Below are 15,357 nucleotides of genomic sequence, written 5' to 3'. Positions count from 1 at the left end.
AATGCTGTCCCCCGCTCAAAACGATCAGGACTTGGGTTCAGACTTGCCGTCATAGCGGCTCTGCCATTCCTTAAGGATCGCAGCCCGGTTGTTTGCAGCAAATTCGAAGTCATTGTCGATCATTGCATCCAGAAGACCTTCGGGGAAGTGTTCGACCGGTTGCGCAACGCCCGGATAGGCGACGACAGCATAGCCGGTGTTATACATCACGTTGGCTTCTTTGGTGACTGTGAAGTCGACCAGAGTTTGCGCCGCTTCCAGATTGGCCGTGCCCGCGACGATAGCCGTGGCTTCCATATCCCAACCGACGCCTTCAGACGGCACGATGATTTCCAACGGAGCGCCCGCAGCTTTTGACTTGGCCCCACGGAATGCAAACGAGATACCGATCGGAATTTCGCCTGAAGCAGCCAGCTTGCAGGGTTTCGAGCCGGAATGCGTATAGCGCGCTATGTTTTCGTGCAGCGCGTCCATATATTCCCATCCGCCTTCTTCACCGAACAGTTGCAGCCAGCTGGAAACGTCAAGGAACCCAGTGCCGGACGAATTTGGGTTCGGCATGATAAGGTGACCCGCATACATCGGATCAGTCAGGTCCTTCCACGACGTGGGCGGCGTTAGCCCGGCTTTCTCAGCCTCGACAGTGTTGTAGCAGACCGCCGCGACCCAAGCGTCCATCCCGACCCATGCCGGTGGGGTGTCGCCATCCACAAATTTCGGATCAAGGTTTTCGACCCCTGCTGGCGCGTAAGGTTCCAACATGCCTTCGGATTTCAGAAGCAAAAGCGACGTTGCCGCCAGCCCCCAGACAACATCTGCCTGTGGGTTGTCGCGTTCGGCAAGCAGCTTTGCGGTGATGATCCCGGTAGAATCGCGCACCCAGTTGATCTTGATGTCCGGGTGGCTTTGGTTAAACGTTTCGGCGTAACGGGCAAGATCTTCGGCCTCGACCGCGGTGTAAACGGTCAGTTCCGTCTCTGCGACGGCAGCCGTGGCAAGAAGAGCCCCCGCCACCAACGACGTAAATGTTGTCGTTAGATACTTCATCTGTTTCTCCTCTGTTGGTCTTTTGTTTTGCAAGCAATCGCTGATTAATCGCGTCGCTGTTTTTTGGTGCGACCAGTTTGGCAGTTTGTGGCGACAAGAAAAATCGATTAAACCTACCACATGATTAGCCCAGCCTATAGCAATAGCAGCCAGGCAGCACATTTGTTCGCCAGTTTTTTGCCGCTGCTTCACCGATCAAGAAAAGGGCCCGCCGGTTGAGACGGCTGCGATCTTCGTTTTAATATAAATACTTCAGTGACTTAATCGCCCCTCAGCTGACCTTTTCGGATTGAGTCATATGCGGGCTCACCACGCCTGACCGTAACGCCGTGCCGGTGACGTGTGGCGGCTGGCTCGATTACACTTTGCGGCTGGTTGGTATTTTCCATTTGCATTTCTGCGCGCGTGTTGATGCATTCGGGCGAAACCTCGTTCGCTTTGGTGCCAATCATCATGCACCCATGTGACACCCTTGTGACTGTCAGGCCCAAATCAAAGGAGAAATCGCATGGATCGCGCGGATGTCGTCGACCAGGCTTTTCGTGACCGGGTTTTGGCCGGGGATTTCCCGCATGGCGAGGCGCCATCTGGACCGCTTGAAGACACGGAGGCGGTGGAAATCTTTCGCGCGCAATGCCTGAGCCGAAATCTGGACCGGCAGTCGCGCAAGATGCAGGCTGCGGGTCAGGGTTACTATACGATTGGGTCTTCGGGCCACGAAGGCATGGCCGCGGTCGCCGCCGCGGTCCGGCCGAAAGACATGGCGTTCCTTCATTACCGCGATGGTGCCTTTCAGGCGATGCGGTCAAGCCAGGTGCCGGGAACGAACGCTGCGCGGGATATGCTGTTGTCTTTTGCGACCTCGGCCGACGACCCGATCAGCGGCGGGCGTCACAAGGTCTTGGGCTCGAAAGCTCTGGCCATTCCACCCCAGACCTCGACGATTGCAAGCCACCTGCCCAAGGCGGTGGGTGCTGCGTATTCCATTGGTCTGGCCAAGCGAAATCCACCCGAACACAAAGTGCTGGCCGATGATGGCATTGTCTTGTGCTCGTTTGGGGATGCCTCGGCCAACCACTCGACCGCCCAAGGCGCGATCAATGCGGCGCGATGGACCTCCTGCCAATCGGTGCCCCTGCCCCTTCTGTTCGTGTGCGAAGATAACGGGATCGGCATCTCGACCCGCACCCCGACGGGTTGGATCGCTGCAAACTTTTCCAACCAACCGGGTTTGAAGTATTTCGATGCAAATGGGCTGGATATCTACCAGACCTTCCGGGTGGCCCAAGACGCGGCGAACTATGTGCGCACCCAGCGCAAGCCGGCATTTCTGCATCTGTCGGTCGTGCGCCTTTACGGGCATGCGGGGTCCGACCTTCAGCACGCCTATCTTCCGAAAGACGTGTTCGAGAGCTGGGAGGCAGACGACCCCCTTTTGCACTCCGCCCGCCTGCTGATCGACAAACGTGTGCTGACACAAGACGAGGTGTTACGCCTGTATCGCGACGCCGAAACCATCTGCGCAGAAACTGCGGCAGAGGTGGTGACACGCCCACGTCTTGAGACAGCAGAGCAGGTCAGCGCGTCGCTGATCCCATCCCCTCGCGATTGCACGCCGGGCAATGGCCCGACGCCAGATGCGCGAGCGGCAGCTTTTGGGGCAGATATCGGCCAGATAGACAGCCCTCAGCCCATGAATAGGCTGATCAACTGGGCGCTAACTGACCTGATGCTGGACCACCCCGAAATCATCACGATGGGCGAAGACATCGGGCGCAAAGGTGGGGTCTATGGCGTCACCCAAAAGCTGATCCAGCGGTTCGGTCCCAGCCGGGTGATAGATACCCTTCTGGACGAACAATCCATTCTCGGGCTGGCCATTGGCGCCGCGCATAACGGATTTATCCCGATGCCCGAGATTCAGTTTCTGGCCTACCTGCATAACGCCGAGGACCAGATCCGGGGCGAGGCTGCCACGCTGCCATTCTTTTCCAACGGGCAGTTCACCAACCCCATGGTCGTCCGCATTGCTGGGTTGGGGTATCAAAAGGGCTTCGGTGGGCATTTTCACAACGACAACTCGTTTGCGGTTCTGCGCGATATTCCCGGCCTTGTGGTCGCGTGCCCATCACGCGGGGACGAGGCCGCGATGATGTTGCGCGAATGCGTTCGACTGGCGCGCGAAGAACAACGCGTCGTAGTGTTCATCGAACCCATTGCGCTCTATCCGATGCGTGATCTGTTGCTTGAAAAGGATGGGGGCTGGATGTCCCGGTATCCCGCCCCTGACCAGCGGATCGGTTTGGGCGAGGTCGGCGTCGAAGGTGACGGACCGCTTGCCATCCTGACCTATGGCAATGGGCGGTATCTGTCCCGGCAGGCCGCCGAAGACCTGAGCGCCGAGGGCATCGAAACCCGGATCATTGACCTTCGTTGGGTGGCCCCATTGCCGCAAGCCGGCATTCTGTCGGCGCTGGCTGGCGCTGAAAAGGTTCTTATCGTGGACGAATGCCGCGCGACTGGAAGTCTGTCCGAGGCTCTGATGGCGTTTCTTCACGAAAACTGCGACCTTGCCCATGCGCGCCATGCTGCGCAGGATTGCTTCATCGCCACGGGCCCCGCCTATGCGGCAACCATGCCGTCACGCGAAAGCATCAGACAGGCCGCGCGCGCGTTGTGGGAAAATGGGCGAGAAGCCGACCCCAATGGCGGGCCGACGAGGAACAGGTAGCGTATGATCTTGTGTTGCGGAGAGGCCCTGATCGACATGATCCCCGCCCCCACGACGACCGGGCGTGACGGCTTCGTGCCCCATGCGGGCGGCGCTGTCTTCAACACCGCCATTGCACTTGGACGCCTTGGTGCCGAAGTGGGGATGCTGACGGGGCTTTCAACCGACATGTTTGGCCAGCAACTGCGCGCGGCCCTCACGGACAGTCACGTGGACACCTCGCACGTGATCACCTCTGATCGCCCCACGACGCTGGCATTTGTTCAGCTGACCAACGGGCACGCGACATATTCCTTTTTCGATGAAAACACCGCCGGGCGTATGTTGACGCCAGATGATATGCCCGCCCTCTCCGCGCAGGTTTCGGCGCTCTATTTTGGTGGCATAAGCCTTGCATGCGAACCTGGCGCAGATGCCTATGCCGCGCTTGTGGCGCGAGAAGGTGCCAACCGCGCGGTGATAATCGACCCCAATATTCGCCCCGGGTTTATCCGCGACGAAGCCCGGTTTCGCGCGCGCCTGGCGTCCATGATCGAATGCGCTGACATCATAAAAGTGTCGGACGAAGATCTGGACTGGATCGACACCGACCAAGGCTCGTTGGCGCAGAAAGCTGGGCGGATCTTGGCATCCGGCCCTTCGGTGCTGATCGTGACGCGCGGCGGCGAAGGCGCGATCGGGTTCCTACGCGGCGGCGGGGTGGTCGACGTGCCCGCCCAAAAAGCAACGATCGTTGATACGGTTGGCGCGGGCGACACGTTCAATGCAGGCGTGGTTGCCAGGCTGTCTGAACTGGGTGCGCTGACCAAAGAGGCGTTGAAAGCCTTGCCAGAAGACACACTGCGCGAGGCGTTGGTCCATGGGGCACAGGTTGCGGCCGTTACGGTCGCGCGCGCGGGGGCAAACCCGCCTTGGGCGCACGAGCTTTAATCAATTGGCCCAGCAACTGAAAAGGCCCGGCACAAGTCCGGGCCTTTGCTTCATTTCGACCTCTTTGGATCAGTTGTCAGCGCCATTGATGTTGTTGGGGGCAAAGACACCTCCGAAGCCAGAGTTGTTTGACGACCCCGCATCATCAGCAGGGGCTGTGCCCTGATCCCCACCCTGAAGCGTTCCCGGTGCAAAGACGCCGCCAAAACCCGAGTTGTTTGACGGTTTTGCGGCCCCGGTCGCGCCACCCGCCTGACCAGCGGCCTCGGCGTCACGCTTGCGTTGATCGCGCAGTTCCTGGATGCGCTTTTGGGTTTCCAGCCGCTTCTGTTCCTGCACATTGGCAATGCACTGCTTGGGGCTATAAACCGTTGCGGTGCCGATCACCGCGATGGTCGCGACAGCAAAGACAACCAACGTGATGGCGGCTGCATTACCGGTGAAGAAACCGGGCAGTTTGACGCCGCTGGTCACATCGCCAACCGTCGCACCTTCTTTTCGCGCTTTGGCGATGACCTCTTTGCGCTTGATGTTGGCCTCGTTGAACAGGGCCGCGAAGACGGTCAGCACAACGATCATGAACGCCAAAGCCGAGATCGCAGGCGTGATGCCGTAACGCACTTTCTGCGCCAGTTCGATCGTCAGCGTCGGGTATTCGCCGAAGGTAAAGGTGGTGGTGTTGTAGTTCTCGAACGAGGCCAGAAACGCCAGCACCGCCGCCGATGCAAGCGCCGGGCGCATGAAGGGCAGAAGTATCTTGCGAAATGCTTGGGCATGGGTTGCGCCCAAATCCAATGCGGCTTCGGTCAGGGCCAGGTCATAGCGTTGCAGACGGGCCACAAGAACCAACATGCAATAGCTGGCGATGAAGGTGGACTGACCGATGATGGTCAGAAACAGGCCATTTGACAGGAAGCTATCCGCCCCCAGACCCAGCATCCGGTTGATGCGGTCCCAGAAGACCAGTGTCGAGATGCCAAGCACCACGCCGGGGATCAGGATCGGCGCGATGATGATCGTGTAATAGGTCGCGCGCAGTTTGGGCCAGATTTGCGTTAGCATCAGCGCGCCGGCCAGTCCCATCGACACCGACAGGATGATCGTGCCGATCCCCACAAGGATCGAGTTCTTGATGCCGTTCAGGATGCGCTCGTCCTGAAACAGGGCCGAGAACCATTCGAAGGTCAAGCATTCCCAAGGGGTGGCGCGCGGAAAGCTGGGCGAGTTGAACGCAGTGATCGACATGATCACAAGCGGGCCCAGCAGATAGATAAAGAAGATCGCCAGATAGACCCAGATCGAGATACGGATAATGGAATTGTTCATTTGCCGATATCCCCCATGTTCACCTTGAACAGCCGCATGACCGCAAGGACCAGAAGGATACAGGTCACCAGAAGCACTACCGCATAGGCCGCGCCTTGTGGCCAGTCGCTATTGTCATTGAACTGCTGGTAAATCAGCTGGGTGAACCACAGACTGGATGGCCCGCCAAGGATCTGCGGCGCGGCCAGTGCCCCGGCAGACAGCATGAAGACCATCGTGCAGCCCGAACTGATGCCGGGTTTGGCATAGGGAATCACAACGCGTTTATGGATGCGCCACCAAGGGGCGCCAAGGTCGCGCGCGGCCTCGATCTGGTTGTGATCAAGGCTTTCGATCACGTTGTAGATCGGGAAGATCATCAGCAGGATATAGGCGTATCCAAGACCGGCATAGAGCGCAATATCGTTGCGGATGAAGTCAAACGGCGTGTCGAATATCCCGGAGCCGACCAGAATAGTGTTCAGCACCCCGCTTTCGCCAAAGATGATCCGCAGCGCAAAGGCGCGTAAAATTTCGTTGATCCAATAGGGGATAATCAGCATCAGGGCGAGGATACGGATGTGATTGCCCTTGGTCTGGCCCAGATAATACGCGATCGGATAACACAGGATCAGGTTGAAGATGGTCACGCAGACAGCCGCGACCAGAGTGCGGAAAAAGACCTTCAGGTCGACCGCGTTGTAATCCTGACTGCCCCCTTCCGGTCCGAAGACCAGATACTTGTAGTTCTCAAGCGTATAGACATCCTTTGGCCCACCAATTTCAGGCGGGGGCAGGTTCGGACGGAACGAGAAATCGAGCATCGACAGTTGCGGCAGGATGATCAGACCGACGGTCCAGAACAGGACCAGACCCAGCATCAACGACCCCATCAACGTGCCGTTCCGATTGAAGAAGTCTTTCAGGAAACTCGGCATGACTGACGCTCCCTATTCCGCGGCCAGTTCGCCGGCGGGGACGGCAACAGCGTTGTCGACCTCGTATTCCAGCGTCATGGCTTGCCCGGTGTGATCGTCGAAGGATTGACCGTGATTGGGGATCGCGACTTTGATTTCCTTGCCGCCGTCACCTTCCATGAAGATGTTGAAGGTGTTGCCTTCAAACTCCTCATGCGTCACTTGCGCGGTCACGAAGTTTTCACCCTTGGTCCCTGTCGGGGCAAGGTCCAGCGCTTCGGGCCGGATGAACATCATCGCGTCGTCGCCAACCGCCAGCTTGCCCAAATTCGCCGTCGAGATACGCGACCGTAGGTCGCCCGACCGATTGGTGCGGATCAGCGCCTCGTTTCCATTGACCTCAAGCACCTTGCCCCGGAACACGTTGTTCTCGCCAACGAAGGAGGCGGCGAAGGCGGTGGCGGGATCGTTATAGATCGTCTTGCCATCACCGATCTGGTCAATGACACCCGCGCGCATCACGGCGATGTCGTCTGACATGGTCAGCGCCTCGCCCTGATCGTGAGTGATGTAGATGAATGTGATGCCGACGCGTTTCTGGATTTCGCGCAGCTCGGTGCGCATGTGTTGGCGTAGCTTCAGATCAAGCGCGGACAGGGGTTCGTCCAGCAGCAGCACATCGGGTTCAGCACACAGTGCGCGGGCAATCGCCACGCGTTGGCGTTGGCCGCCGGAAAGCTCGCTGGGCAGTTTGTCACCTTGGTCAGACAGGGCAATCATGTCCAGCAATTCATCGGCACGCTTGCGACGTTCCTTGGCAGACGCGCCCGCAATTTCCATCGAGAACGAGATATTCTCCCACACCTTCATCAGCGGGAACAGGGCAAGGTTCTGGAAGATCAAAGCCGTCGGGCGCTTGTTCGGCCCGATGCCCTTCATGTTGTTGCCGCCAATCAGCACATTGCCTTCGCTGGGTTCAAGAAACCCGGACACAGCGCGCAGGATGGTGGTCTTGCCACAGCCCGACGGCCCAAGGAACGAAAAGAAATCGCCCCCCTTGATGTGCACATTCGCGTCGCGCACGGCGACGAAATCCCCAAAGCGGATCCACAGATTTTCGAGATCGACGCCTACTCCGGCACTCATATGGCTTCTCCCCATGCACGGATTGGTCACACCCTTCTTGCGGGGCGCGGCTCCGTGTTCAACGTTTCAGTCTGATGTGTGACGCTCCCCCGCCCACAGGCAGGGGAACGCTGTTTCAAGGCGATCAGGCGCTCTTGAACTTGTTGACGAACTCGGTCCGCACATCGGCATACCAAGGTGCTTCGGCAGGCCATGGGTTCAGGTTGGCCAGGCTTTCACCCGGATAGGCTTCAGAGAAGTTTTTCTTGTAGGTGTCACCCGAATAGGTGTCCGCCCCAAGAACGGGCGAGTTATAGCCATGGCTGTCAATCGCAACGCCCGCAGGCTCCTGACGATAGGCATATTCGATGAAGGCATAGATCTGGTCCATGTTCTCGGCACCGACCGGCATCGACATGCCGTCAACCCATGCCATCGCACCTTCGACCGGCGCTTGATAATGCACAGGTTCGCCAGCGGACTTAAGCGCCAGCGGCGGACCATCCCAAGTCTGGCCGACCACGACACCTTCGTTCAAAAGACCGTTCTTCTGGGTGTCAGCATCGTTCCAGATCAGTTTGATGCGGTCCTTGCGGGCAACGCACCAATCGGTGACCTGCCCCCAAACCTTGCGCATGGTTTCTTCGTCTTCATAAGCCGACCAGATCGAGCCCGGCTCCATCTCGCCCGACGCTTCCATATACAGGCCAGCACCCAGCATCATCGAATGCGCACGGCCCATGGTCTTGCCAGCGTTTTCTTCCGACCATACGTCACCGTAGCTTGGCGCGTCACCAGCAGGCAGCCACAGGTCGGTGCGATAGGCAATGCCTTCAGTGCCCCAGATATGCGGCAGCCAATGGGCGCCTGCATCCCCGAAGTTCCATGCGTCGGTGCCGATTTTGGCCATTGCCGGGTTCACCGCATCAATGTTGACCTTCGACAGATCGAACGGTTGCAGAAGCTCAAGCGGCCCCCACTGAAGCGATCGGTTGTTGGTCGGCGAGATGATGTCGAAGCCCTGACCTTTGGTGGCCTTCATCTTGTTGATGATTTCTTCGTTCGAGCCGATCCCGGTATAATTCACCTTGATGCCGGTTTCCGCTTCAAAGCCTGCGATAAACTCGGGCGGCAGGTAATCCGACCACATCAGGATGTTAACCTCACCCGACGATGCCAATGCATTTTTCACAAACATCGGTGTCGCCAAGGCTGCAGCGCCGACCGTGGTCGCGCCTTTCAGCACGGAACGTCTGCTGAACTGTGTTTTGGTTGTCATAGTAGTCTCCCGTTGGTTTTTGTTTTTTTATGTTGGCAGTCTTTGCCAATAGTGCCGACCAAAATAGCACCAGCTTGGACCGCTAGTTCAGTCCAGTTCATACCAAGATCAGCAGGCACTTGTCCGGGCGTGTCCGCATGGTGCGGCTGTCAGGACCGAAATTGTTGTTCCCCCCATCGTTCAAACCGTGCCACACGCTTTTCACATCGAACGCATATCGGCGGTTGGATTCACCAAGAATCGACACTGTGAGCATGTGTCCACGTTACAATGGACCAAGTGTCACGCCCGTTTGCATCACGTGTCAACACTTCGCCCGTCAACTTTTTGCCGGTCCGACGCCTGCATCAGATGACCTGCTCAAAAAGCGTTCGCAGGTTTTCTTCGGTCAACTCGATTGGATTTCCGCCACAGGACGGGTCCTTGATCGCCCCTTGGACAAGCGCATCGATCTTGTCTCGCGTGACGCCAAGCTCACCCAGCTTGCGCGGGATGCTGAAGCTGTCATTGAACTGCTGGACGAATGCCTGAAACCCTTCGAAGCCACCTGCGATGCCCAGAAATCCGGCGGCACGGTCAAAGCGATCTTTGATGGCTGGGGCATTGAACGCCAGCACGGCAGGCATGCAGACGGCGTTGGTTGTTCCGTGGTGGGTGTTGAAGATCGCCCCGACCGGATGGCTGAGCGCATGAATGGCGCCAAGCCCTTTTTGAAACGCCGTGGCGCCCATCGCGGCGGCGCTCATCAACTGACCACGCGCTTCGATATCGGTGCCGTCGGCATAAGCGCGCGGCAGATAGTCGATGACCAGCCGCATACCTTCAAGGGCAATGCCCTGGCTCATTGGGTGATAGTGCGGGCTGGAGTAGGCCTCGACGCAGTGGGCAAAGGCATCCAGACCGGTGCCGGCGGTGATGAACCTGGGCATACCTACGGTCAATTCGGGGTCGCAAATGACCACCGAGGGCAGCACCTTTGGATGAAAGATGATCTTCTTCTCATGCGTCACCGAGTTGGTGATGATGGCTGCCCGCCCAACCTCGGACCCGGTTCCCGCCGTGGTGGGCACGGCGATGATCGGGGCTATTGCGTCCGGGTCGGCGCGGGTCCACCAATCGCCGATATCTTCGAAATCCCAAAGAGGGCGTGTCTGGCCGGACATAAAGGCAACCATCTTGCCCAGGTCCAGCCCCGATCCGCCGCCGAAGGCGATCACACCGTCATGGCCTCCGGCTTTGAAGGCCTCGACGCCAGCATAAAGGTTCACCTCGGACGGGTTTGGATCGACGTCACTGAACAACCCGCGCCCCAGCCCGGCGGCCTTGATGGTGTCCAGCGCGGCTTTGGTGATCGGAAGGTCCGCCAAGCCTTTATCCGTTACCAGAAGCGGGCGTTTCATCCCGGCCTTCGCACAAGCGTCAGGCAATTCATTTATCCGGCCTGCGCCAAACCTGATCGCGGTCGGGTAGGACCAATTTCCAACAAGGCTCATGTCGTTACCTTTTTCAGATGATAGGATTTCGGACGGGTGAGGTTCTGATAGCCGATCACCGACAACCCGCCGCCACGCCCCGTGTTTTTGCAACCGGTCCAGCACAGGCCTGGATCAAGATAATCTGCGCGGTTCATAAAGACCGTGCCGGTTTCGACCTGATCGCCAACTGATTGCGCACGCTCAAGGTCACGGGTCCAGAGCGACGCGGTCAAACCAAATTCGCTGTCATTCATCAGGCGGATCGCCTCGGCGTCGTCTTTGACGGGCATGATACCGACTACCGGGCCAAAGCTTTCGTCGCGCATCACACGCATGTCGTGGGTGACATTGGTCAGAATCTGAGGCGTCAGATACGCGCCGCCGTCATCTTCGGTGAACGGGTCGATATGAGCCTTTGCGCCGTCCGCCAACGCTTCGGCAATCTGGGCGCGCACCTCGGAAGCAAAGCGCACATTTGCCATCGGGCCAAGCGTGGTTTTCGGGTCCAGCGGATTGCCCAGTTTGTAGCCTTTCACGATCTCAACGGCCTTGGCGACGAACGCATCAAACAGGCTCTCATGCACATAGATCCGTTCAATCCCACAGCAGCACTGGCCCGCGTTGAACATCGCCCCGTCGATCAGGGTTTCCGCAGCCGCCTCCAGATCGGCGTCGTCCATCACATAGCCGGGGTCTTTGCCGCCAAGCTCGGTGCCCACGCCGGTGAAAGTGCCTGCGGCGGCGCGCTCCATCGCCTGCCCGCCACCGACCGAACCGGTGAAGTTCACGAAGTCGAACGCATTGCCAGCGATCAGATCATTGGTGACATCGTGCGACAGGAAGATGTTTTGAAACACACCATCGGGAAGGCCTGCCGCGCGAAAGGCGGCTTCCATCCGTTCACCAACCAACAGGGTCTGTGTTGCGTGTTTCAGCAGCACGGTGTTGCCTGCAATCAATGCTGGCGCGACCGTGTTGATTGCCGTCATGTAAGGATAATTCCACGGGGCCACGACAAAAACCACGCCGTGCGGGATGCGTTTGATATAGCGCTTGAAGGTCGCGTCTTCGCCGACCTCAATATCCGCCAATGCCTCGGCTGCGATTGCGGCCATATGCGTCGCGCGTTCGTTGAAGCCACCGAACTCGCCACCATAGCGCACCGGGCGACCCATCATCTGGGCAAGCTCTGGCACGATCTCGTCATTCATTGCGCCGACGGCTGCGACGCCTGCCAGCACAAGGTCAATCCGGTCCTGCAACGGGCGCGCAGCCCATGCCGCCTGCGCGTCGCGCGCGCGCTGCGCAACTGCCAACGCATCCTCAATCGCCAATGTCTCGCGCGTTGCAAAAGCCGACCCGTCAATCGGTGAGACGCATGTGAGTGTCTGTGCCATATGATCCTCGTTCAATAATGCGAGCCCCGTAGTGCGACCAAAATGGGTCTGTAGACGCCGCAGAAGGGGTGATGCGCCTATGCCCGCTCAAACCCGCGCGCGACTTCCCAATCCGTGACGATGCGTTCAAATTCTTCTATCTCGACCTCTGCGGTTCGGGCGTAGTGGTCCACCACATCGTCGCCCATCGCAGAGCGCAGCATGTCCGACCCAAGCAGAGCTTCGCGCGCGTCGCGCAGGTTGCCCGGGATCATACCGCTCTCGCCTTGATAGACATCTCCCTTGGTGGGCGGCTGAAGGGTCAGCTTTTCCTCGATCCCGGCAAGTCCTGCCGCCAACATGCCGGCAATCGCCAGATAGGGGTTCATGTCCGACCCCGGAATGCGGCATTCGACACGCACGGCGTTGGTGCCTTCACCACACAGTCGAAAACCAGCGGTGCGGTTATCCACGGACCAGATGATCCGGGTGGGGGCGAAGGTGCCCTTCATGAAACGCTTGTAGCTGTTGATATAGGGGGCCATGAAAAACGTGTAGTCGGGGGCGTATTTCAGCAAACCGGCCATGTAGTGTTTCATCAGCACTGACATGCCAAGCTTGTCGTTCGCATCCTTGAACGCGGGGGCGCCATCGCGCCACAACGACATGTGAACATGGGACGAACTGCCCACCCGGTCATGGTGCCACTTTGGCAAGAAGGTCGCTGCATGCCCATGCTGCCACGCGATTTCTTTGACCGCGTGTTTGGCAATCGTGTGATACGCCGCCGTGTCCATGGCCGGCGCATATTTGATATTCAACTCTTCCTGACCGGCCTCGGCTTCGCCTTTGGTGTTTTCGACCGGCAGACCGGCATTCCAGAGGTTGTTGCGGATCGGCCGCATCACGTGTTCCTCTTTCGTGGTCTGAAGGATGTGATAATCCTCGTTGTAACCAGAGATCGGTGCAAGGTCGCGGAACCCTTCCTTGCGAATTTCGTCAAAGCTTTTCTCGAACAAGAAGAACTCGAGCTCTGTGGCGATCATGGCGTCAAACCCCATCGCTGACAGCCGCGCGACCTGCCGCTTCAGGATGGCGCGCGGCGAATGAGGCACCTCTTCGTGGGTGTGGTGATCCAGCACGTCGCACAATACCATCACAGTCGCTTCCAACCATGGCACCGGTCGCAATGTGTCTAGGTCGGGTTTCATGACATAGTCGCCATAACCACTTTCCCAGCTGGTCGCGGCATAGCCATCTGGGGTCGCCATTTCCAGATCGGTCGCCAGCAGATAATTGCAGCAATGGGTTTCGCGCCAAGCGCCTGCCACGAAATGACCCGCATGGAACCGCTTGCCCATCAGTCGGCCCTGCATGTCCACAAGGCAAACCAGAACGGTATCGACATCGCCCGCAGTCACTTGCGCTTTCAGGTCTTCTAAACTCAGTGTCTGAGCCATTGCGGCTTCTCCTTCTTCGTGGCCACAGGGATCAGGACCCTGCTTCGGGCATATCCTCGATCAGCCGTGTTTCAAGCAGTTGACCGTTTCGATAGAGCACCGGATAGGCGACCGCTGCAATATGGCTGTTGAATTCACGCAGGGCGCGCAGGGTTTCCAGATGGATGTCGCTGGTCTCAAAACTATTCACTTTACCGTCTTGCAAGCGCTTCAAATGCCGCTTTCGGCTTCGCCGTTCCGCCTGTTTCAACTCGGTCTTTTCAAGGCTGAGCAGGCGCGCGCTTTCCAGATCGTCAGACATCAACACGTTTGAGGCAAGCTTCATATTGGCAAGGATGCTTTCATGCATGCGCACCAATTCATTCCATCCTTCTTGCGAAAAATGCGTTCGCTCCTTGCACATTTCGCGCGCCAGCACGGCCAGTCGCTTGGCGACCACGTCGCCCGCGGTCTCAAGCCGGATCGCATATTCCATCAGGTCACGGGCAAGCTTTGCATTCTCCTTGCCGAATTCCTTCTGTGGGATCACCGCGACGAAGTCTCTGATCCCGGCAAGACAAGCGTTCACGTCATCATCAAGCGCCTGCACCGCTTTGATCCGGGCCAAATCTCTGTTGCGATACAGCTCTAGCGCAGGGCGAAACATGACCTCGACCAGATCGGTCATCCGCAGCAGTTCTTTCTTGAGGCTCGAAAGCGCCTGCGCAGGTGGCCCGACATTCTCGGGGTCCAAGGCGCTGATTTCGTGCAGCGCTAGGCGGGGGTCCGTCGGGGCTTTCAAAACGTTGGGCATCATGGCGCGCACAGGGGCTTCAAGCACCTTCACGAAGGGCAAAGCGATCAGCAGAAGCGACGCGTTGAACGCAATATGGGCCAGCACAAGCCCCTGCCCGGTTTCTGGCAGACTGACCCAGCCGCCGCGCAACGCGAAATTCGCAGCAAACAGGACGATCACGGCCCAGCATCCCCTTAGCACCAGATTGGCAACCGGAATGCGCCGGGTGCGCACATCCAGACTGCGGGTCAGCCAAACCGGTATGAAGGCGGAGCCGAAATTTGCGCCCAGCACCAACGAAAGCCCGGCCGAAAAGGGCACCGCGTCGATCTGCACAAGGGTCACGCACATCAGGATTGCGGCGACGGAACTGTGCATCACAAAGGCCAGCGCCGCCCCCACAAGAAACGCCGTGATAAAATCGCGCGCCAGATAGTTGGCGATGGCGGGCAAGAAGGCGCTGTCACGGATCGGGTCCATCGCCTCGCGCAGAAACCGCAGCGCGATCAGGATGAAGGCGATCCCCATCAGGATACGACCCGCCTGCCGCCACACCCGGCCCTCTGTCTTGACGAAGAGCCATCCCCCAACCGCCAGCAGGACAGGCACAAGCCAATCCAACTGGAAGGACAGGACCTGAATGATCAAAGCGGACCCAAGGTCGCCCCCCAACACGATCGCAAGCCCGGCAGGGAAGGCAAGGTAACCACCCGACGCGAACCCCGCTGCCAGCAACGCAACCGCAGCCGAACTTTGCAGCACCACCGCAAGAATGACACCGGTCGCACTTGCTGCCATCATGCTGCTTTGCCCGGTTAGCATGCGCTGGAAAGACGCGCCGTAGCTGCGCTCGATCCCTGTTCGGACCATGCGCACCGCAAACAGAAGCAACATCGTTGCCCCGGTCAGTTGAACAAGAAAGCTCAGTATTGCCATG

11 protein-coding genes are annotated in these 15,357 nt (G+C 58.6%); 2 read left to right on the top strand and 9 right to left on the bottom strand.

What is annotated here, in order from left to right:
- Nucleotides 1-24: 24 nt before the first annotated feature.
- Nucleotides 25-1,047 (bottom strand): putative 2-aminoethylphosphonate ABC transporter substrate-binding protein, encoded by a 1,023-nt coding sequence (locus ACXYMP_RS02650; RefSeq protein WP_298567249.1) that lies wholly within the window; start codon nucleotides 1,045-1,047, stop codon nucleotides 25-27.
- A 508-nt stretch (nucleotides 1,048-1,555) separates the two neighbouring features.
- Between ACXYMP_RS02650 and ACXYMP_RS02645 the strand changes: the two genes are divergently transcribed.
- Nucleotides 1,556-3,778, top strand: coding sequence for a thiamine pyrophosphate-dependent enzyme (locus ACXYMP_RS02645; RefSeq protein WP_458904169.1), 2,223 nt, complete (start codon nucleotides 1,556-1,558; stop codon nucleotides 3,776-3,778).
- A gap of 3 nt (nucleotides 3,779-3,781) precedes the next feature.
- Entirely contained in the window at nucleotides 3,782-4,708 is a 927-nt protein-coding gene (locus ACXYMP_RS02640) for a carbohydrate kinase family protein (RefSeq protein WP_458904167.1), read from the top strand.
- Between the two features lie 69 nt (nucleotides 4,709-4,777).
- On the opposite strand, the gene ACXYMP_RS02635 is transcribed toward ACXYMP_RS02640, so the two are convergent.
- The 8 genes from ACXYMP_RS02635 to ACXYMP_RS02600 all read right to left on the bottom strand — a co-directional run bounded on the left by ACXYMP_RS02635 (nucleotide 4,778) and on the right by ACXYMP_RS02600 (nucleotide 15,356).
- On the bottom strand, nucleotides 4,778-6,034 hold the full coding sequence (locus ACXYMP_RS02635; protein WP_298567240.1) for an ABC transporter permease: 1,257 nt from the start codon (nucleotides 6,032-6,034) through the stop codon (nucleotides 4,778-4,780).
- Nucleotides 6,031-6,951, bottom strand: coding sequence for an ABC transporter permease (locus tag ACXYMP_RS02630; RefSeq protein WP_248364846.1), 921 nt, complete (start codon nucleotides 6,949-6,951; stop codon nucleotides 6,031-6,033). Before ACXYMP_RS02630 ends, ACXYMP_RS02635 begins: the two co-directional genes overlap by 4 nt.
- Before the next feature lie 12 nt (nucleotides 6,952-6,963).
- Nucleotides 6,964-8,076 (bottom strand): ABC transporter ATP-binding protein, encoded by a 1,113-nt coding sequence (locus ACXYMP_RS02625; RefSeq protein WP_298567234.1) that lies wholly within the window; start codon nucleotides 8,074-8,076, stop codon nucleotides 6,964-6,966.
- A 124-nt stretch (nucleotides 8,077-8,200) separates the two neighbouring features.
- Nucleotides 8,201-9,334, bottom strand: a complete 1,134-nt coding sequence (locus ACXYMP_RS02620) for an ABC transporter substrate-binding protein (RefSeq protein ID WP_298567232.1) — start codon at nucleotides 9,332-9,334, stop codon at nucleotides 8,201-8,203.
- A gap of 347 nt (nucleotides 9,335-9,681) precedes the next feature.
- On the bottom strand, nucleotides 9,682-10,827 hold the full coding sequence (locus ACXYMP_RS02615) for an iron-containing alcohol dehydrogenase (RefSeq protein WP_458904163.1): 1,146 nt from the start codon (nucleotides 10,825-10,827) through the stop codon (nucleotides 9,682-9,684).
- Nucleotides 10,824-12,206: an aldehyde dehydrogenase family protein gene (locus ACXYMP_RS02610; RefSeq protein ID WP_458904161.1), complete on the bottom strand. Its 1,383-nt coding sequence runs from the start codon at nucleotides 12,204-12,206 to the stop codon at nucleotides 10,824-10,826. Before ACXYMP_RS02610 ends, ACXYMP_RS02615 begins: the two co-directional genes overlap by 4 nt.
- Before the next feature lie 77 nt (nucleotides 12,207-12,283).
- Entirely contained in the window at nucleotides 12,284-13,645 is a 1,362-nt protein-coding gene (locus ACXYMP_RS02605) for a glutamine synthetase family protein (protein WP_458904159.1), read from the bottom strand.
- A gap of 31 nt (nucleotides 13,646-13,676) precedes the next feature.
- Complete coding sequence (locus ACXYMP_RS02600) at nucleotides 13,677-15,356, bottom strand: Na/Pi cotransporter family protein (RefSeq protein ID WP_298567219.1); 1,680 nt, start codon at nucleotides 15,354-15,356, stop codon at nucleotides 13,677-13,679.
- Nucleotide 15,357: the final 1 nt, after the last annotated feature.

The sequence above is a fragment of the Aliiroseovarius sp. CAU 1755 genome, assembly GCF_054482655.1.
Note: the sequence above shows the minus strand (reverse complement) of the source record. Positions and strands in the feature narration are given on the sequence as shown.